The 18,873-nt window shown below is 57.0% G+C and carries 16 protein-coding genes; 10 read left to right on the top strand and 6 right to left on the bottom strand.

All coding sequences use genetic code 11. The features are described from left to right. The 4 genes from H5P17_RS16985 (at nt 1) to fetB (ending at nt 3,077) form a co-directional block, all read left to right on the top strand. On the top strand, nt 1-1,167 hold the full coding sequence (locus tag H5P17_RS16985; RefSeq protein ID WP_182824150.1) for an FKBP-type peptidyl-prolyl cis-trans isomerase N-terminal domain-containing protein: 1,167 nt from the start codon (nt 1-3) through the stop codon (nt 1,165-1,167). Nucleotides 1,168-1,182: 15 nt separating this feature from the next. Next, a complete protein-coding gene (locus H5P17_RS16980; protein ID WP_044554822.1) occupies nt 1,183-1,464 on the top strand; it encodes a FaeA/PapI family transcriptional regulator in 282 nt (93 codons plus the stop codon). Between the two features lie 175 nt (nt 1,465-1,639). Continuing rightward, nucleotides 1,640-2,317, top strand: a complete 678-nt coding sequence (gene fetA / locus H5P17_RS16975) for an iron ABC transporter ATP-binding protein FetA (protein WP_044554821.1) — start codon at nt 1,640-1,642, stop codon at nt 2,315-2,317. Further along, nucleotides 2,304-3,077 (top strand): iron export ABC transporter permease subunit FetB, encoded by a 774-nt coding sequence (gene fetB / locus H5P17_RS16970; protein WP_044554820.1) that lies wholly within the window; start codon nt 2,304-2,306, stop codon nt 3,075-3,077. Before fetA ends, fetB begins: the two co-directional genes overlap by 14 nt. 56 nt (nt 3,078-3,133) lie before the next feature. Here the strand turns inward: fetB and H5P17_RS16965 are convergent, their stop codons facing one another. After that, entirely contained in the window at nt 3,134-3,970 is an 837-nt protein-coding gene (locus H5P17_RS16965; RefSeq protein ID WP_182824148.1) for a TIM barrel protein, read from the bottom strand. A 46-nt stretch (nt 3,971-4,016) separates the two neighbouring features. Continuing rightward, nucleotides 4,017-5,444 (bottom strand): sugar porter family MFS transporter, encoded by a 1,428-nt coding sequence (locus H5P17_RS16960; RefSeq protein WP_182824146.1) that lies wholly within the window; start codon nt 5,442-5,444, stop codon nt 4,017-4,019. 553 nt (nt 5,445-5,997) lie between these two features. On the opposite strand from H5P17_RS16960, the gene H5P17_RS16955 reads away from it, so the two are divergent. Both H5P17_RS16955 and iolB read left to right on the top strand, forming a co-directional pair. Beyond that, nucleotides 5,998-7,503 carry a CoA-acylating methylmalonate-semialdehyde dehydrogenase gene (locus H5P17_RS16955; RefSeq protein WP_044554817.1) on the top strand — a complete coding sequence of 502 codons (1,506 nt, stop codon included), beginning with the start codon at nt 5,998-6,000 and terminating at the stop codon, nt 7,501-7,503. Between the two features lie 177 nt (nt 7,504-7,680). Then, nucleotides 7,681-8,502 carry a 5-deoxy-glucuronate isomerase gene (iolB, locus tag H5P17_RS16950; RefSeq protein WP_044554816.1) on the top strand — a complete coding sequence of 274 codons (822 nt, stop codon included), beginning with the start codon at nt 7,681-7,683 and terminating at the stop codon, nt 8,500-8,502. 45 nt (nt 8,503-8,547) lie between these two features. Here the strand turns inward: iolB and H5P17_RS16945 are convergent, their stop codons facing one another. Further along, nucleotides 8,548-9,384, bottom strand: coding sequence for a MurR/RpiR family transcriptional regulator (locus H5P17_RS16945; RefSeq protein ID WP_020837400.1), 837 nt, complete (start codon nt 9,382-9,384; stop codon nt 8,548-8,550). A 197-nt stretch (nt 9,385-9,581) separates the two neighbouring features. After that, on the bottom strand, nt 9,582-11,510 hold the full coding sequence (iolC, locus tag H5P17_RS16940; RefSeq protein WP_182824144.1) for a 5-dehydro-2-deoxygluconokinase: 1,929 nt from the start codon (nt 11,508-11,510) through the stop codon (nt 9,582-9,584). 534 nt (nt 11,511-12,044) lie between these two features. Between iolC and iolD the strand changes: the two genes are divergently transcribed. From iolD to iolE, 4 genes are all read left to right on the top strand, one after another. Then, entirely contained in the window at nt 12,045-13,985 is a 1,941-nt protein-coding gene (iolD, locus tag H5P17_RS16935; RefSeq protein ID WP_182824142.1) for a 3D-(3,5/4)-trihydroxycyclohexane-1,2-dione acylhydrolase (decyclizing), read from the top strand. Nucleotides 13,986-14,049: 64 nt separating this feature from the next. Continuing rightward, a complete protein-coding gene (locus H5P17_RS16930; RefSeq protein ID WP_044554813.1) occupies nt 14,050-15,063 on the top strand; it encodes a Gfo/Idh/MocA family protein in 1,014 nt (337 codons plus the stop codon). A 39-nt stretch (nt 15,064-15,102) separates the two neighbouring features. Further along, on the top strand, nt 15,103-15,987 hold the full coding sequence (locus tag H5P17_RS16925) for a sugar phosphate isomerase/epimerase family protein (protein WP_044554812.1): 885 nt from the start codon (nt 15,103-15,105) through the stop codon (nt 15,985-15,987). Nucleotides 15,988-16,047: 60 nt separating this feature from the next. Then, the gene (gene iolE / locus H5P17_RS16920; protein WP_182824140.1) at nt 16,048-16,944 is read left to right on the top strand and encodes a myo-inosose-2 dehydratase; all 897 of its coding nucleotides are present in this window, start codon (nt 16,048-16,050) and stop codon (nt 16,942-16,944) included. Between the two features lie 60 nt (nt 16,945-17,004). Here iolE and H5P17_RS16915 read toward each other — a convergent pair whose 3' ends face one another. After that, nucleotides 17,005-18,183 carry a P1 family peptidase gene (locus H5P17_RS16915; protein ID WP_182824138.1) on the bottom strand — a complete coding sequence of 393 codons (1,179 nt, stop codon included), beginning with the start codon at nt 18,181-18,183 and terminating at the stop codon, nt 17,005-17,007. Continuing rightward, entirely contained in the window at nt 18,180-18,698 is a 519-nt protein-coding gene (locus tag H5P17_RS16910) for a GNAT family N-acetyltransferase (RefSeq protein ID WP_044554809.1), read from the bottom strand. Before H5P17_RS16910 ends, H5P17_RS16915 begins: the two co-directional genes overlap by 4 nt. Nucleotides 18,699-18,873 lie beyond the last annotated feature (175 nt).

The raw sequence follows: 18,873 nt of genomic DNA, 5'->3' as shown, positions 1-18,873 counted from the left end.
ATGAAAAAGTGCGCGGAAGGAGCCGCGGCTTTGCTGCTGTTGTTGGCATGTGGCGCTGCATCGGCGGCAGAGACTGCACCTGGCAAGGATGACGGCATTCCCGCATTGCTGAAATTTGCCCAGCAACAGCAGGCGGCGCCGGTGGTGGAAACTGCACCTGTAGCGCCTCAGCCTGTGACTGCCAAGCCCAAACCCGCCGCTGTTGCGCGCGGAGACAACGCCCGTCTGACCGCGCTGAATCAGGCCCTGCAACGGCAGGCCGAGACCATCCGCCAATTGGAACAGCAGCTGGCAGCTCAGGCTCAACCGGCGGCGCCAGCCATCAAGGCAACACCCAAGCCAGATCCTATTGATATCCGGCCGCTGGTGGCAGCGTTGAAAGGTGTTCGTCAGGCCATCACCACACCGCCAGACTTGATCGCCATGGCGACGGCTCTGGCCCGGCAACAACGGATCGCCTCGCAGCAAGAGCAGCAGTTGCAGCAACTCAACCGTCAGCTAGCCGCGCAGCGACAACCGCCGGAGCTGGTCAGCGATGCGGATAAGCAGGCCTACGCCGCCGGGGTCTCACTGGGGCGTGACATTATGCATTTACAGGAAGAGAACCGCCGCTTGGGAATTGAAGCCGATCGCCCGCGTCTTTTGGCGGGCATTGCCGATACGCTGGCGGGGCGGCAACGCCTGGATGACGCCGCCATCGACCACGCGCTAAAGGCCGCAGACGCTGCCTTGCAGCAGGCTCAACGGCAGCGGCAGCAGGCGATACGAGTGGGGGGTAAAACCTACCTCGCCGATTTCGCCAAACAACCCGGGGTGCAAAAAGATGCGCTCGGTTTCTATTACCGCGTGGACTATGCCGGCAACGGGCAGATAGACGCCAATGACAACGTCGATATCGTGGTACGCGAAAGCCTCCCCGATGGGCAAGTGATCAAGGATATGGACTTGGCCGGCACCACAATCTCTTTGCCGTTGGCGCAATACCCGCCGCTGTTTAGGGCTGCCATCGGCAAGCTGAATAAGCACGGGTCCATGACGCTGGTGGTCCCCCCCGCCTTGGCGTATGGCGATAAGGGAAGTCCGCCCGAGATCCCGCCAGGGGCCACCATGATTTACACCTTGCGCGTGGCCGACGTGCTGCCGCAGGACAGGAGCAGGCAAAAGTAACCCAAGGAGTACGTGATGGCCAAGGCGCCGATAACATATGAAATCAGGAAGTCACATATGCTAAACGTGTTACGAAAACTCTGTATGGAACGCGCGTCGGGAGCAGGGGAGCATCATCCTCCGGCACCGGAACACTGGCCTAAAACCAGGGAGCTGGCAGACAAGTGCGGTGAAAATATTTACACCACGCGCACGCTGTTATTAGCATTGGAAAAAGAGGGTAAAGTTCGTTGTACCCATCGCAGCATCAATAACTCGTTACGCTGGTATATTTGTGCATCACCCAAAAAAGTGTAATTCCTTTCCTGTTTCGTCATTTTGACTACCGCTTCACAGCGGATCAATACAGGGCTGACGGTGCGAAAAGCGCCTCAGCCCGACTCCTTAATGACCAGCCATTGCTAGTGTAATTTTTGAAGCTTTATACTGGCTGCCTGGGGACAAATATTTTCATGAGGGATGCGAGTTTATAATGAAGGAAAGCAAAGACATACTGATATTAAATGATATTCATTATCAAATAGGTGATCAGGTTATTTTGGATTCTGTGTCTTTCGGACTGAATCAGGGGGAATTTAAACTGATTACCGGGCCGTCGGGCTGCGGTAAAAGCACCCTGCTAAAAATCATTTCTTCCCTGATCGACCCGACTCGTGGAGAAATTATCTTTGACGGTAAGGCCATAACCGATATACCGCCGGAAGAATATCGCCAGCAGGTGTCTTACTGTTTTCAAACCCCTTCGCTGTTTGGTGACGCGGTGTATGACAATATCGCGCTGCCTTACCAGATCAGAAAGCAAAAACCGGACAGGAAAAAAATGCAGGCCGATCTGGCACGTTTTGGGCTGCCGGAAAATATGTTGGATAAAAGCGTAAACGAATTATCGGGCGGGGAGAAACAGCGAATTTCATTGATCCGTAACCTGCAATTTATGCCCAAAGTGTTGTTATTGGATGAGATCACCAGTGCGCTGGATGAAGATAACAAACGCAACGTTAACGACATTATTCATCAACTGGTGGCGCAGCATGGCGTAGCGGTGCTGTGGGTCACGCATGATAAAGACGAAATCAAGCATGCGGATGATGTGATTACCCTGAGTGCGCAGGGCGCACGGGCACAGGAGACGACCCATGAACCAGCATAATATCAGCAATGAATCTTTGGCTTTGTCGATGGTATTGGTGATTGTCGCCATTTTAATCAGCCACAAAGAAAAGCTGGCGCTGGAAAAAGACATTATCTGGAGCATTTGCCGGGCGGTGGTGCAGCTGATCATTGTCGGCTACGTGCTGAAATATATTTTTGATGTGAATAACGCCATTCTGACGGTGCTGATGGTGTTGTTTATCTGCTTTAATGCCGCCTACAACGCGCAAAAACGCAGCAAATATATCGATCATGCCTTTGTGACGTCGTTTATTGCCATAACCACCGGTGCGGTATTAACGCTGGCGGTATTGGTGCTGACCGGCTCGATAGAATTTACCCCAATGCAGGTGATCCCGATTGCCGGCATGGTGGCCGGCAATGCGATGGTGGCAGTTGGTTTGTGCTACAACAACCTGGGACAGCGTTTCAAAAGCGATCAGCAGAAGATTCAGGAGATGCTGAGCCTGGGCGCCTCGCCGAAGTTTGCTTCGGCGGCGCTGATCCGCGACAGTATCCGTGCTTCGTTGATCCCTACGGTGGACTCTGCCAAAACCGTGGGGTTGGTCAGCCTGCCGGGCATGATGTCGGGTCTGATCTTCGCCGGTATCGATCCGGTCAAGGCGATTAAGTACCAGATTATGGTGACTTTCATGCTGTTGTCGACCGCCAGCCTGTCGACCATCATCGCCTGCTACCTGGCCTACCGGAAGTTCTACAACGAGCGCCACCAACTGGTGGTCAGCACGTTGAAATAATACAGAAAAAAAAGTAGGGCGCTGCACGCAGCGCCCGGTTAAATCAGGGGCAAGCATTACCCTTGCAGCAGAGCGATACTCTGGCGGATTTCACGTTCTATATCCGCTGGCGTCCAGCTGTCCAGCTGCGACGAGAACGGTTCGAAGGCGTAGAGACCGCGATAACCGAGACGCTCCAGATTCTGCACCTGCTGGTTGCTCTCCAGCCTATCTTTGTCACTCAGCATAATGCGCTCTTCATCGCTTAATGCACTTTTAGCCCGCGGATCTTCTACCCCGGAAAGGTGCACCAGCCCAATGCCGTCAATCTCAACTTGCGCATCAAACTCAGGCTGCGCCACGTCGCTTAAATAGTGATGGAAGGTATCCAGCACGATTTTGTAAGGCGCGCCAGAATCCCGGATCAGGGACTGCGTCAGCAGCGATGAACGCAGTGAACTGATACCGAACCCCAGCGGCTCCACATAGCCCTGCACACCGTATTGCCTGAACAGCGGAGCCAGCAGCTTAAGGGCCGCCAGCGTGTCGGTTTTTTTCTGCTCTTCGCTGCGGTTATCGTTCGCGCTGCAATGCGGGCACAGCACCAGTGCCTTGCTGCGGATTGCCTGAGCTTGTGACAACAGCGCCTCGGCGTTTTTCAGCAACGCGGCTTGATCGTCCAGCAGGTTAAACATGCCGAGCGCGTTAATGGTGATGATTTCGATACCGTATTTTTCTGCCAACGTATTTAATTGATCGTTGCCCAGGTTATCGGTCACCTTGCCGCTCGGCATATCGTTGCGCAGCTCTACTTTGTTGAGCCCGCACTTTTTCACCAGGCTGAAAAACTGTTCCAAATCGAGATTTGGCGCGATCTTGCGGTTGATGCAAAAACGGTCTGGCGCAATGGTCATGATGCATTACTCCTGAATGAGTTGATAAAGCCTGATATTTGCCGACTTACAGCGGCGTGCGCTGTATTTCGGGTTGGGGTTGGCGATAGCGTTTTGCCATGACCACATCCTCCATTTTTTCCAGCGATACTCCTCGTGTTTCAGGAATATAGCGGCCGATAAACCAGTAACTGAACAGGCAGCAGACGGCGAACACCCACATCGGGAAGGCACCGTGGAAGCTGGAGAACAGGTAAGGGTTATCGTTGATCATCGGGAAGGTCTGGGACACGACAAAGTTGGCCAGCCACATGCAGCCGACGGCGATGCTCATGCCCTGGGCGCGCATGCGATTGGGGAAGATTTCTGACACCAGAACCCAGGCGCCCACGCCCCAGGAGAGCGCATAGAACACCATAAAGAACAGCATGCCAAACAGCGCAAAGTAGCCGGTGGCCTCGGTATAGAGCGCATAGGAGGTGATCAGCAGGCCGGCGATGACGCCCAGCGTACCCCAACGCATCAGCGGGATGCGGCCCATGCGATCCATCAACATGGCACCGATGACGGAGCCGACCAGCTGCATCACGCCGATCCAGATGGTTTGGAACAGAGCTTCCTGCGCGTTTACGGTGACGGTTTTCAGCACCACCGGCGCGTAATACATCATCACGTTAACCCCGGTGACCTGCTGCAGCATGGCGATCATGCAGCCAACGAACAGAATGAAGCGGACCCGTTTATCGGCATAGCTGAGTTTTTTCTGGCTGGCTTGCTGATCCTGCCGTATCGAGTCTTTGATTTCCTGCAGCACTTTTTTCGCATGTTCGGCATTGGACACTTTGGTCAGCATCGCCAGCGCCTGATCGTCCCGGCCGACCATCACGCTCCAGCGCGGTGACTCTGGAATGATAAAGACCAAAATGCAAAACAGGATGCAGGGCAGCACACCGGAGGCGAACATCCAGCGCCAGCCCATCTCTACCAGCCAGGCTTCACTGGCGATGCTGGCGATTTTGAAGTTAACGTAGAAGATCACGATTTGGCCGAACACGATGGCGAACTGCTGCATGCTGAGCGCACGGCCGCGCATGTCTTTGGGGGAGACTTCCGACATGTACATCGGCGAAACGGTCGCGGCGATACCCACCGCCAAACCGCCGATAATGCGGTAAATCACAAACCAGGTGAAGGTCGGCGCCAGTGAAGAACCCACCGCCGAAATGGTGAACAGCACTGCCGCCAGCATCAGGGCCTTCTTACGGCCATATCGGCCGGCCAGCGGCCCGGCGGCAAAGGCACCGACCACGCAGCCGATCACCACGTTGGAAACGGCCCAGCCGGTTTCGGCGGGGCTGAGATTAAAATAGGTTTTCAGGGATTCGATCGCGCCGGAGATCACGGCGGTGTCGTAGCCGAACAGAATGCCGCCAAGTGCCGCAATGCCGCATATTCGCAGTATGTACCCGGTATTATGCTTACGCTGAGATGACATGTGTTGCTCCGATTTTTTTCCTGGCTTCCACCCGCGCTGTTGGTTGTAGGGAAGAGGAGGCGGAAGGGGTTGGACCCTGCCTGTCATTAAGGCGGTGATAGTCGAGTTAATGCTTCGGTAAACAAGAACATTTATTTCATAATTAGTGAATAATGAAATATTGATTTTTAGATCCAGTTCAAAAAAAACCGCAAATGCCCCACAAGCGTTACCGCGCGATCCTTTAGCGTCTGGCCGGGTCGCATTTCCCCACGGGCTGCCTATTTCTGTATAAAAGTCAGGGCTAATTCCCTGTCGTTGGCGTGTGAACACCGGGACCGCTTTTTTTCCCGCATGTAATGGCCTTGCACAGTGACGTGGCAAAACTGCGACCTTCCGCACTAAAAACAAATTTTCTAAAATAATTTATTTGAAACTTTTTTTTCAATGAAATAGAGTTTGCTTCATCCGGTCAGGATTTAGCCTGCTTGCGGGCAGTCTCCGGCAAGCGGTGTGATGAAAACGCTACGGCCGCAGGCGGTCAGGCGACAGCGGACTTAAAAGAGGGTGAGACATGAAAACCGTGGGTAACTTTATTGGCGGGCAGGTGTGCCTGAGCAGCAGCAATCAAACCGTCGACGTGCATAATCCGGCTTCCGGGCAGGTTGAACGCCGCGTGACGCAGAGCACTGCCGCCGAGGTGAAGCAGGCCATTGACGTGGCCCACCAGGCATTTGCCGACTGGTCGCGCACCACACCGCTGCGCCGTGCGCGCATCATGTTCAATTTTAAGGCGCTGCTGGAACAGCATCGCGACGAGCTGGCTGCGCTGATTGTCAGCGAGCACGGCAAGGTTTATTCCGATGCGCTGGGCGAACTGACCCGCGGTATCGAAGTGGTGGAATTTGCCTGCGGCATTCCGCATTTGATCAAGGGCGAGTATTCGGCGGACGTCGGCAGCGGCGTTGACAGCTTCTCGCTGATGCAGCCGTTAGGCGTGGTGGCCGGTATCACCCCCTTCAACTTCCCGGCGATGGTGCCGATGTGGATGTTCCCTATCGCGCTGGCCTGCGGCAATACCTTTGTGCTCAAGCCCCCGGCGCTGGTGCCTTCGGCCTCGGTTCGCATGGCCGAACTGCTGAAAGAAGCCGGGCTGCCGGACGGCGTATTCAACGTGGTGCACTGCGCGAACGAAGAAGCCGCGCAGCTGTGCACCGATCCCCACATTCAGGCGGTGAGCTTTGTAGGCTCCTCTGCGGTGGCGGAACATATCTATACTACCGCCAGCGCCCACGGTAAGCGGGTGCAGGCCTTCGGCGCGGCGAAAAACCAGGCCATCATCATGCCGGACGCCGATCTGGACGCGACGGTCAATGCCCTGATGGGCGGCGCATTCGGCTCGGCCGGCGAGCGCTGCATGGCGTTGCCGGTGGCGGTGGTGGTCGGCGACGACACGGCCGACAAACTGATTGCCAGACTGAAGCCGCTGATCGCTCAGCTGCGCGTTGGCCCAGGGCTTAAACAGGGTGGCGAAGAAAACGAAATGGGGCCGCTGGTATCTTCGGCGCACCAGAAGAAAGTATTGGGTTATATCGATCTGGGCGTGGAGGAAGGCGCCACCCTGGTGGCCGATGGCCGTAACTATCAGGTGGCGGGTTACCCGGACGGTTATTACGTTGGCGGTACCCTGTTTGACCACGTTACGCCGGACATGCGTATCTATCGCGAAGAGATCTTTGGGCCGGTGCTGGGCATTGTCCGCGTGCCGGACTACCAGACCGCCATCGATACGGTGAATGGCCATGAATTTGGTAACGGCAGCGCTATCTTTACCAGCAACGGCCACTATGCGCGCCAGTTCGTGCAGGAAGTGCAGGCCGGCATGGTGGGGGTCAACGTCCCGGTGCCTGTCCCGATGGCGTTCCACAGCTTCGGCGGCTGGAAGCGCTCGGTGTTCGGTGCATTAAACGTTCACGGCACCGACGGCGTGCGTTTCTACACGCGGATGAAAACCGCCACCGCCCGCTGGCCAACCGGGCAGCAAACGGTGTCTGAATACAGTATGCCGACGCTGGGTTAGGGTATATACCTTTCATACTGAAAGCTGCATCTGTGTTGGCTGCGTGCATTCGGCCCAGCCATCCTGTAGGGGGCGAATAAATTCGCCCCGATTAACGCGGGCGCAGCCTGCAGCGCCCCTACGATGATGCAGCGCCAATTATTTGGGGTCTATTCATACTTAATTGGGAGAATCACCATGTCCTCATTGCTCGCCAAATGTCAGCAGCCAAATGCCGAGGGGCGCATCCAGCACGTCACCCCGGAGAATGCCGACTGGCGCTTTGTCGGGTTTGACGTCTATCGTCTCGAAGCCGGTCAGTCGCTGCAGTTGGAAAGCGGCGACAAAGAGCTGTGTCTGGTGCTGGTCGCCGGTATCGCTTCTGTCGCTACCCTGCGAGCGGAATACCCGAGCATCGGTAAACGGATGAGCCCGTTTGAGCGCACCCCGCCTTACGCGGTATATGTGCCACATCACGATCGAATTGAAGTGCGCGCGGAAAGTGCGTTGGAGTTGGCGGTTTGCAGCGCGCCCAGCCACGGGCACCTGCCATCGCGGCTGATCACCCCGGCGGACGTGGGCGTAGAGCGGCGCGGCAAAGGGCGCAACCAGCGTCTGGTGCACAACATCTTGCCGGACAGCGCGCCGGCCGACAGCCTGTTGGTGGTGGAAGTGTACACGGATGAGGGCAATACCAGCTCGTACCCTAGCCACAAGCACGATCAGGAAGACTCGCCGGATGAAACCTATCTGGAAGAGACTTACTATCACCGGATCCAGCCGGAACAAGGCTTTTGCATGCAACGGGTCTATACCGATGACAGGTCGCTGGACGAGTGCATGGCGGTCTATAACCGCGACGTGGTCAAGGTGCCACGTGGTTACCACCCGGTGGCAACGCTGGCCGGTTACGACAACTACTATCTCAACGTGATGGCCGGGCCGGTGCGCCTGTGGAAATTCACCTGGGAAAAAGACCACGCCTGGATTAATAGCGACGGTTACCCGGCGGCGAAATAATTCGCATCAGGCCCGGCTAGCCGGGCCTTGTTGATCCTGCCCGTATTACTCTTCTTTGGCGTTATTCAGCGCCAGCGAGACCGCCAGGGTTTGCGCCAGACACATAGAGGCGACCTGGGAGCGGAAACCGTCCACCTGCGCTTCGCGTACCACAAAACACACGTCGCTGAAGGCGGCCAGCGGGCTGACCTGGCTGTCGGTAATGGCGATCTGTTGTGCGCCACGTTTGGCGCCCAACTCCACCAGTTCCAACGCTTCCTGCGCATACGGCGAATAGCTGATGGCGATCACGACGTCATTGGGCTTCACCATGCTTAGCTGCTCGGTAAACATGCCGCCCAAACCGTCGATCAGAAAGGCTCGGCGCTCCAGGTGACGCAGGGCATAGGTGAGGTAAGAGGCGACGCTGAATGAACGACGCAGGCCGATCACGTAGATATTCTCGGCGTTGTTCAGCAGCTCAACCGCGCGATCCAACTGCTCGGGACTGGTTTGCATCGCCAGCTGTTGCAGGGCCTGAGCATTGACCATGGTGAAAACGTTAAGAATTTCCGCCGGCTTTTCCGGCGCAACGTTATCGTCGGTAGAGGTCTGGCGAAACAGGCGAGCGCGTTCGGTATAGTTGACCGTTTCTTCCATCAGGTGCTGACGAAAAACCTGTTTCATTTCGTTGAAACCGCTGAAGCCAAACGCGTTGGCGAAGCGGATCAGGGTAGACGGTGGGACGCTGGCCTGTGCGGCGATGGAGGCGACGGTATCGAAAGCGATGCTGTTACTGTTATCCAAAATGTAACGCGCCACCTGCTTCAAACGCTTGCTCAGCGTTTCATAGCGGTGGCGGATCTCGTCCTGTAACAGCGAAAGTTGAGTTGGGTTGTTCATCCATTCGGCTCGCAGTGTGGGCTAAGGCGTATTGGCCTGACGCCTGAATTATTGACAGCTCATTCTAACAGATGGAGCGGAAGTTTCATTTCACCAAAAAGCGATTTATTCGATTGCAAGTTGCGTTACTTCACAGAAAACAGGCAAAAAAATCCCCTTAAAGCGGCGAAAATCCGTTTAAGGGGAGGTTTTTCCGATTAAGACGAGTGAGAGGTTGGGCGGTATTGGCGCCAGAAGCCAATCAGCGTCAGGTATTTTTGTTTCACCTGTTCGATTAACCCGGCGTCATCCAGCTCGCCCTGCAACCAGCGGCGTGAAGGCTGGCCGAAGATGGTGCGGCCGACGGCGAAACCTTTCACCCAGCGGGCGTCCGCCGCCGCGGCAAAACCGGCCTTCAGCGTTTCTTCCGGTGAGTCCAGCCCCAGTATCAATACGCCGCGGCAGAATGGATCGTTCGCCTCTATCAAAGCCCCCACTCGCTGCCAATTTTCTGCGCTCAGCGGCGGCAGCTTCCACCAGTCCGGTTTGATGCCCAGCTTGTAAAAGTGCTGCAACATCTCCAGATAGTAGCTTTCGGCCTTGTCGGCGTTGCTTTCCGGCAGGATCACCTCCAGCAACAGTTCGTGGCCGGACTTGCAGCAGCCGCGATACACGTCGCTAATCAGTTCATCCTGCTCGCAGCGCAGTTCGGCGGCGTCATGCGGGTGGTAAAATACCAGGCACTTCACCACGTGCTCCTGCGGCCAGTCGATCAGCTGCGAGCCAATATTGCCGTGCTCCAGTCGTAGCGGGCGTGAGCTGGGCAGCTCGATCGGCCGGCCAATCCACCAGCCCTGCCCGGTGATGCTGTTCAGCGCCGCCTGCCCATAGGTGGTATCGGCCAGAATGCCGCTGTTGCCCTGCAACCCGGCAACCTCGGCGGCTTGTTGCGCCGCGGTCAGCAGCAGGGTTTTCAGTTTGGGAATGCGTTCCTCGCTGACATTGGCTTCCCGTGCCATGTCCGCCAACTGTTTGCGGTGGTCGAAAGCGAACACGCACAGCTCCGGCCACTGCTGTTTGCGGGTAGTGACCCGGTGCAGATGGTTAAGCCGCGCATCGCGATCCGGGCGTTTTACTTCCTGCTCGCGCTGCAGGTAGTCATCCAGTTCCTGTTTGGTCGGCATCGCCGGCGCACAACCGTGACGCGAAACCACCAGTGCGCCACAGGCATTGGCATAGCGACAGGCCTGATCCCAACCTTCATCGTTCAGGTAACCGCGCAGCAGGCCGGACATAAAGGCATCGCCGGCGCCCAGTACATTCAGTACCTCGACCCTTACGCCGGAGTGCAGTTTGACCTGCTGCCAGCTTGCCGGGATCTCCGTTTCAAATACCGAACAGCCCTGGGCGCCGCGTTTGCAAACCAGCGTAGCCTGGGTCGCCTTGCGCACGTTTTTCAACGCGGTCAGGGTATCGGTGCTGCCGCCGGCAATATGAAACTCTTCTTCGGTGCCGACGATCAGATCAAAGTGATGCAGCACCTCTTGCAGTTCGCGGGTCACTTTTTCTGACTCGACGAAACGGGTTTCCCCGTCGCCCAGCGACGTCAGGCCCCACAACACCGGTCGGTAGTCGATGTCCAGCGCGGTGCGCAGACCGTGGCGGCGTGCGTATTCCAGCGCCTTCAAAACCGCCGCACGGGTATTCGGATGCGACAGGTGGGTACCGGTAATGGCCAATGCCCGTGACGATGCAATGTAGGCCTCGTCGATATCGTCCGGCGTCAACGCCATATCGGCGCAGTTTTCGCGGTAGAAAATCAGCGGAAAGGTTTCCTGATCTTTTATGCCGAGGATAACCAGGCCGGTCAGGCGCTGGGGGTCGGTAATCAGGCTTTGGGTGTCGGCACCGACGCGTTGCAGTTCTTCGCGCAGGAAACGGCCCATATGTTCGTCGCCGACGCGGGCCAGCATGCCGGACTTCAGACCCTGAATGGCCGTGCCGTAAGCCACATTGCCGGAAGAGCCGCCGAGATATTTTGAGAATGTGCTGGCATCTTCCAGGCGCGCGCCGATTTGCTGTGCATAGAAATCGACGGCGATACGCCCGAGACAAATGACATCAAGCTGTTTTTCTTGTGTAGCCATACCCGTTTCCTTCTGTATTAAGCGAAACCCCGACTGCGAAGCATTTTTGGAGTATGAGGAATAAAAATTTCAATTTCAAGATTGAATGAAATTTACACCCCAAAAATGTGATGCATTTAAAACCCCGTTGTTACGGCGGTTAAGGGCATCGAAAACCCCGCCCGCACTGAGATAAAAATGCCGAAGGTCGGTAAGCGTCGCCCTGATGTCACAGGCTGATGGTGCCAAGGATTGCGGCGAGTTCAGGCGGTGTGGGGCGGTCGCCGCAACGGGAGAAAGGGTGGCTAAGTCAGTGAATTCTAAAGGCATGGATGAAACGGGGTTTTCATCATAATGCGATCTTTATCGCAAAATGAAATGTTTCTTCTGTAATGTGATTTTATGAAAAATATATTTGTTTATAATCCCAACACGTTTCACGTTGTCGGCTTAAGCAGGGCAAAGCGCTTGCTGACGGCGAGTATCACACAGCTTCTCAGGTTCGGCATGCAGCTGGTGCCGGCGCGGGCGAGACTAATCTAAAAGGGTGAGTAAATGGGCAAGATCCGGTTAACCATGGCACAGGCACTCGTCAGGTTCCTCGACAACCAGTACCTGTTGGTCGACGGCGTGGAAACCAAATTCGTCAAAGGCATCTTTGCGATTTTCGGCCACGGCAACGTTCTCGGTCTGGGGCAGGCGCTGGAACAGGACAGCGGCGAGCTGGTGGTGCATCAGGGGCGTAACGAGCAGGGTATGGCCCACGCAGCGACCGGCTTCGCCAAACAGAAGCTGCGCCAGCAGATCTATGCCTGCACCTCTTCCGTCGGGCCCGGCGCCGCCAATATGATCACCGCCGCCGCGACCGCCACCGCCAACCGCATTCCTTTATTGTTGCTGCCGGGCGATGTTTACGCCTCACGCCAGCCGGACCCGGTGCTGCAGCAGATTGAACAGTCTTACGATCTCAGCATCAGCACCAATGACGCCTTCCGTGCGGTGAGCAAGTACTGGGACCGCATAGTGCGACCGGAGCAACTGATGAGCGCCTGCATCAACGCGATGCGCGTGCTGACCGATCCTGCGGAAACCGGCGCGGTGACGCTGTGCCTGCCGCAGGACGTGCAGGGCGAAGCCTATGACTACCCGGACTATTTTTTCCAAAAGCGTGTGCATCGGCTCGATCGCCGCCCGGCGACCGCTGGCATGCTGGAGGATGCGTTGGCGCTGCTGACCGCTAAACGTCGCCCGCTGCTGGTGTGCGGTGGCGGGGTGAAATACTCGCAGGCCGGCCAGGCGCTGCGTGACTTCGCCGAGCGTTTCCACATCCCGTTTGCCGAAACTCAGGCGGGCAAAGGCACGGTGCCTAGCAGCCATGAATTCAACCTGGGGGGCATCGGTGAAACCGGCTGTCTGGCGGCGAATACGCTGGCACGTCAGGCCGATCTGGTGATTGGCGTAGGCACCCGTTATACCGACTTTACCACCTCGTCAAAATGGCTGTTCCAGGATCCGGACGTCGATTTCCTCAATATCAACGTCAGCGCTTTCGACGCCGGCAAGCTCGACGGCGTGCAGGTACTGGCCGATGCCCGCGAAGCGCTGTCCGCACTGAGCGAACGGCTGGCACAGGCGGATTACCGCGCCGGCTGGGGCAATGCCATTGTCGACGCGCGCAGCGCACAGCAGCAGGAAACCGCCCGGGTTTATGCGGTGGAATACACCGGAGAAGGATTTGTTCCTGAAATTGACGATCACCTCGATCGCGATCGCGTGTTTGCCGAATTTATCGAAAAGACCGATTCCTTGTTAACCCAAAGCCGGGTGCTGGGGGTGCTGAACCAGCATCTGCCGCAGGACAGCGTGATCGTCGCCGCCGCCGGCAGCCTGCCGGGCGATTTGCAACGGGTGTGGCACAACTACGGGGAACAGGGTTATCACGTGGAATACGGCTACTCCTGTATGGGCTACGAGGTCAATGCCGCGCTGGGGGTCAAGCTGGCTGAGCCGAACCGCGAGGTGTATGCGATGGTCGGCGACGGCGCCTTTATGATGCTGCATTCCGAACTGGTCACCTCGATTCAGGAAGGCTGCAAAATCAACGTGGTGCTGCTCGACAACATGACCAACGGTTGCATCAACAACCTGCAGATGGAACACGGCATGGACAGCTACACCACCGAATTCCGCTTCCGCAATCCGCAGGGCGGTAAACTCGACGGCAATTTGGTGCCGGTCAACTTTGCCATGCTGGCCGCGGCCTATGGTTGCAAGACCTACAGCGTGACCACCGAGCAGCAGCTGATCGAAGCGCTGGCCGATGCCCGTCGGCAAACCGTGTCGACCCTGCTGGACATCAAGGTGCTGCCAAAAACCATGGTGCACAAATATCTCAGTTGGTGGCGCGTGGGCGGTGCCCAGGTTGCCGACAGCGAAAAAATTGTCGCCGTGGCCCGCAAGCTGCAGGAAAACATCGATAAGGCGCGCGACTACTGATCGTCACCAGGCTTGATTACCCAGACCTTGCGTCTGCCGCAACTATTTGAAGAGGATAACGAAAATGACATTGAACATTGGGGTTATTGGCACCGGCGCAATCGGTCGGGATCACATTCGCCGCTGCAGCAAAGTGTTGCAGGGCAGCCGCATCGTGGCGGTCAACGACATCAATCGCGACAGCGCCGCCAAGGTGGTGAGCGATCTGCAACTGGACGCCAAGGTGTATGACAACGGCCACGATCTGGTCAAGGCGGCGGACGTGCAGGCGGTGCTGGTCACTTCCTGGGGGCCGAGTCACGAAGAGTTTGTGTTGGCTGCGATTGCCGCCGGTAAGCCGGTATTCTGCGAAAAGCCGCTGGCGGTCACCGCTCAGGGCTGTAAAAACATCGTCGAGGCCGAAGCGAAGCACGGTAAGCGTCTGGTGCAGGTCGGCTTTATGCGCCCTTACGATCAGGGTTACCGCGCATTAAAACAGGTGCTGACCAGCGGGCAAATCGGCGAACCGCTGATGCTGCACTGCGCACACCGTAACCCGACCGTCGGCGAAGCTTACACCACGGATATGGCGATCACCGACACCCTGATCCACGAGATTGACGTGCTGCGCTGGCTGCTGGATGACGACTATGTCTCGGTGCAGGTAGTGTTCCCGCGTAAAAGCCCCAAGGCGTTCCCGCATCTGAAAGATCCGCAAATTGTGCTGTTCGAAACCGCCAAAGGCACGCGTATCGACGTCGAAATTTTCGTTAACTGCCAATACGGCTATGACATCCAGTGTGAAGTGGTGGGTGAAACCGGCATTGCCAAGCTGCCAGAGCCGTCTTCGGTGCAGATGCGCAGCGGTGCCAGACTGTCTACCGAAATTCTGACCGACTGGAAAGACCGCTTTATCGATGCTTATGACGTCGAGCTGCAAGGCTTTATCAATGACGTATTGGCCGGCAAGTTGACCGGGCCTTCTGCCTGGGATGGTTATGCCGCTTCTGTCACTGCCGACGCCTGCGTGGCTGCGCAACTCAGCGGTGAAATTGTGCCGGTGACCTTGCCGCCGCGCCCGGCTTTTTACGGCAACTGATGGGTTGAGCGCCGCACTTACGTTTAAAGAGGAATAACCATGAAGATCGCTTTTGATGTGGATGTCATCAGGGACCTTGGCATCACCAAAATGGTTGAGCAGGTGGCGGACTGGGGCTATCAGTATATTGAGCAGTCGCCGCACCCGCAGATCAATCCGTTTTACAAGCACCCGAAAGCCGGGCGTGAAGTGATGGCGGAATACAAAAATGCGCTGAAGGCCACCGGCGTGGAGATTTCCTCATTTATCGTGGTGTATCGCTGGTCCGGTCCGGGGGAAGATCGCCGCCAGGCGGCGGTCAAAAACTGGCGCCGGATGATTGAAATCGCAGTGGAAATGGGCGTCCAGGTGATCAACACCGAGCTGGCGGGCAACCCCAATGAGCCGGAGATCTGTGAAGAGCTGTGGTACCGCTCAATGGAGGAGCTGCTGCCGATTATCGAGCGCGAAGGTATCCGCATGGAGATCCAATCGCACCCGTGGGATTTCTGCGAGCTGAGCAACGAAACCGCCGATATCGTCAAGTCGTTACGCAGCGATCACGTGAAGTATCTCTACAGCGTGCCGCACACCTTCTACTACGACAAAGGTCAGGGTGACGTAGCCGGCATGCTGAAATATGCCGGTGACGATCTCTCGCACGTGTTGATAGCCGACACCATGAACCATACCAAGCACTGCCGCTATATCGTCAACCCGCCGGGCGTAGACGCCGCCGTCCACCAGCATATGGGTATCGGCGAAGGGGAAGTGGATTTCGATGCCCTGTTCCAGACGCTGCGCGATATGGAGTTTGCCAATCGTAATTTTAAGGTGGGGGGCGAATCCATTATCTGCACCTCGCTGTTTGGCTATCCGGAACGAATGAAAACTCAGGCGGTAGCGACCCGAGAGCGCATCGAAAAAGAGCTGTTGGGCAAATAAATTTCTCGGCTGCGTGGGTGTGAAATCACCGGCGTGCTGCTCCTATGATTGAGGCTGAAAATGAACAAAGACAACGTAAAACTGGCCATCGCCCCGATTGGCTGGACCAACGACGACATGCCTGACCTGGGCAAAGAGAACACTTTCCAGCAGTGCGTCAGTGAAATGGCACTGGCCGGGTTTACCGGCAGCGAAGTGGGCAGCAAGTATCCGCGCGATCCGGCGGTGCTCAAGCCGATGCTGGATATCCGCGGCATTCAAATCTGCAACGCTTGGTTCAGCACCTTCTTCGCCGATGGTCAGAAAGAAAAAACCATCGATGAATTTATTAACCACATGAATTTCCTGCATGCGATGGGCGCCAAGGTGATTGGCTGCTCCGAGCAGAGCAAAAGCATTCAGGGCACCACTAAAGGGGTGTTCGAAGAGAAGCCCTATTTCAGCGATGAAGAGTGGCAGCGGGTGGCTGACGGTTACAACGAACTGGCGAAAATTGCCGCCGGGAAAGGGATGCAGGTCTGTCTGCATCACCATATGGGCACCGGCATTCAAACTACCGCCGAGATCGACCGTTACATGAGCATGGTAAACGACGACGTCTATCTGCTGTTTGATACCGGCCACGCTTACTATTCTGAAGGTAGCCAGCAGGCGATGATGGCGATACTGGAAAAATACCTGCCGCGTATCAACCATGTGCATCTGAAAGACGTGCGTGACGAGGTGGTGGCCGAGGTGAAAGCCAACAAGCTCAGCTTCCTCGACGGCGTGAAGAAAGGCACCTTCACCGTACCGGGTGATGGGGCGATCGATTTCCGTCCGGTGTTTAAACTGCTGGATGAGCGCGGTTATAAAGGCTGGATGGTGGTGGAGGCTGAGCAAGATCCGGCGCTGGCCAACCCGTTTGAATATGCGGTGAAGGCGCGCCGTTATATTAAAGAGACCGCCGGCCTTTAATTCGCAGGCGAGCGGCAAGGGGCGCTTGAGTGATCAATGCGCCCCTTTTTATTGGCGATATCAGGCGAGGGTTTTCCAGGTGGTGACCTGTCCGCCGGGCCATGGGGTTGCCGCATAGACACCACGGGCGATGGCCCGTGCCAGGGTGTCCGCCGCCAGTGCGCCTATCTGCAGTACCGCCAGCTCTCGGCTGCCCTCCACCTCACGCTGACCGGTGGATAAGGCAAACACCACGTCGCCGTCGAACGGGCTGTGCAGTGGACGGATGGCGCGTGCCATGCCGTCCTGTGCCATCATTGCCACGCGTTTCAGCTCCACCCGGGTTAAAGCCAGATCGGTGGCAATGCAGGCCAGGGTGGTGTTTTTCCTGCCGCCCGTCAGTTCTTCTGGCATCCAGTCTTCGCCCTGGCCATGCAACTGCGCCAGCGCTGCGGCACCGCCGTTGCCAAACTCGCCGTCGATTTCATAAGGCGTCGCCCAGAAGGCACGGGTCCCGGGGGCGACGACCGACCCCAGGCTATTGACCGCCACCAATGCGCCGACGGTAGCGCCATTGGTCGCCACGATCGAAGCCGACCCCAGGCCACCTTTCAGCTTGCCCATGCCGGTCATGGCACCATAGCCGGCGCCAACGGTGCCGAGCGGGAAATCGTGACCGGCTTTAGCGGCGGCTTCTATCCCCAATTGGCGATAAGGCGGGTCGAGCTGCCAGTTTTTATCCCCTGCGTTGCTTAAATCGTACAGGCAGGCGGTAGGCACTATTGGAGAGACAGGTACGCCCGGGGCCGGGCGCAGGGCATAACCCCGGCCCTGTTGCCCCAGCCAGGCCGCCACGCCATCGGCCGCCGCCAGGCCATACACCGACCCGCCGCTCAGCACCAGGGCATCGAGGGTTTGCACCAGATTATCTTCCCCCAGCGCATCGGTTTCGCGGGTTGCCGGGCCACCGCCGCGCACATCGACTGCGGCGATCGCCGGGCGATCCGGCAGGATCACCGTCGTGCCGGTGCGCACCCGGCTGTCGTGGGCGACCCCGACTTTCAGGCCGGGCACGTCGGTAATCAGGTTACGGGCGCCGGTTCGTACGGCAGGAGAGGTTGGCATTGCGGCCCCCAGGAAGGTGGTGGGAGAGAGGATGCCGATAGCACCCGTTACGCAGGCCAGCGTTTGCACGAAGGTGCGACGGCTGACGGTGAAGGGGCGGTTTGCCGCCCCTGATCCTTTTTTTATCTCACTCATGAGGCTGATTTTTTCTGCTGTTCACTGCGAAAACGCGCCATATGGTAAGAATCTACCAGCACCCCGTCGCGCATGGCATAAGCGCGGCTGGTGCCTTCGATTTCAAAACCGAATTTGCGGTATAGCGCGATGGCCGCCTGATTATCGGTAAACACCGTCAGTTCGATGCGCTCGATATCCGCCCAGTTGTCGCAAAGGTCGATCATCGCCTTCATCAGGCTGCTGCCGACGCCTTTACCGTGGTGGCGATCATCGACGCCAATGCCGAAGCTCGCCACATGGCGGCGGCGCACGCGTTGATTCAGCATCACGCTCAACTGGCCGACAATCTGCCCGTCGATGCAGGCCACCAGGCTATGGGTGCCCGGTTCGAGGTTGGCGAGGCGTTTGTGCCATAGCTCGACTGAGGGTAGCGGGAGATGTAGCGTGTCACGGTAAGCCTTCGGCTGAGAATAGAGTTGATGCAGGGCCTGTGCATCTGCCGTTTCCACGTGACGAACTACGATTTCACTCATTACGCTGCTCCTTTGGCTTACCGGTTGAATAACCTCTGAATTTATCGGTTTATTGTATCGAGTCAATATTATTCCGGATTGGTTAAAAAAACGCTTTACAGGTGCGAATGATAATGATTATTATTGCGATGCGTTCCGGGGAGAGTATCAACCTTTGATACCCTCGCTGCGAAGG

The organism is Serratia sp. OS31 (genome assembly GCF_014164835.1).
Lineage (GTDB): Bacteria > Pseudomonadota > Gammaproteobacteria > Enterobacterales > Enterobacteriaceae > Serratia > Serratia liquefaciens_A.
This window is presented reverse-complemented; position numbering and strand designations above follow the sequence as displayed.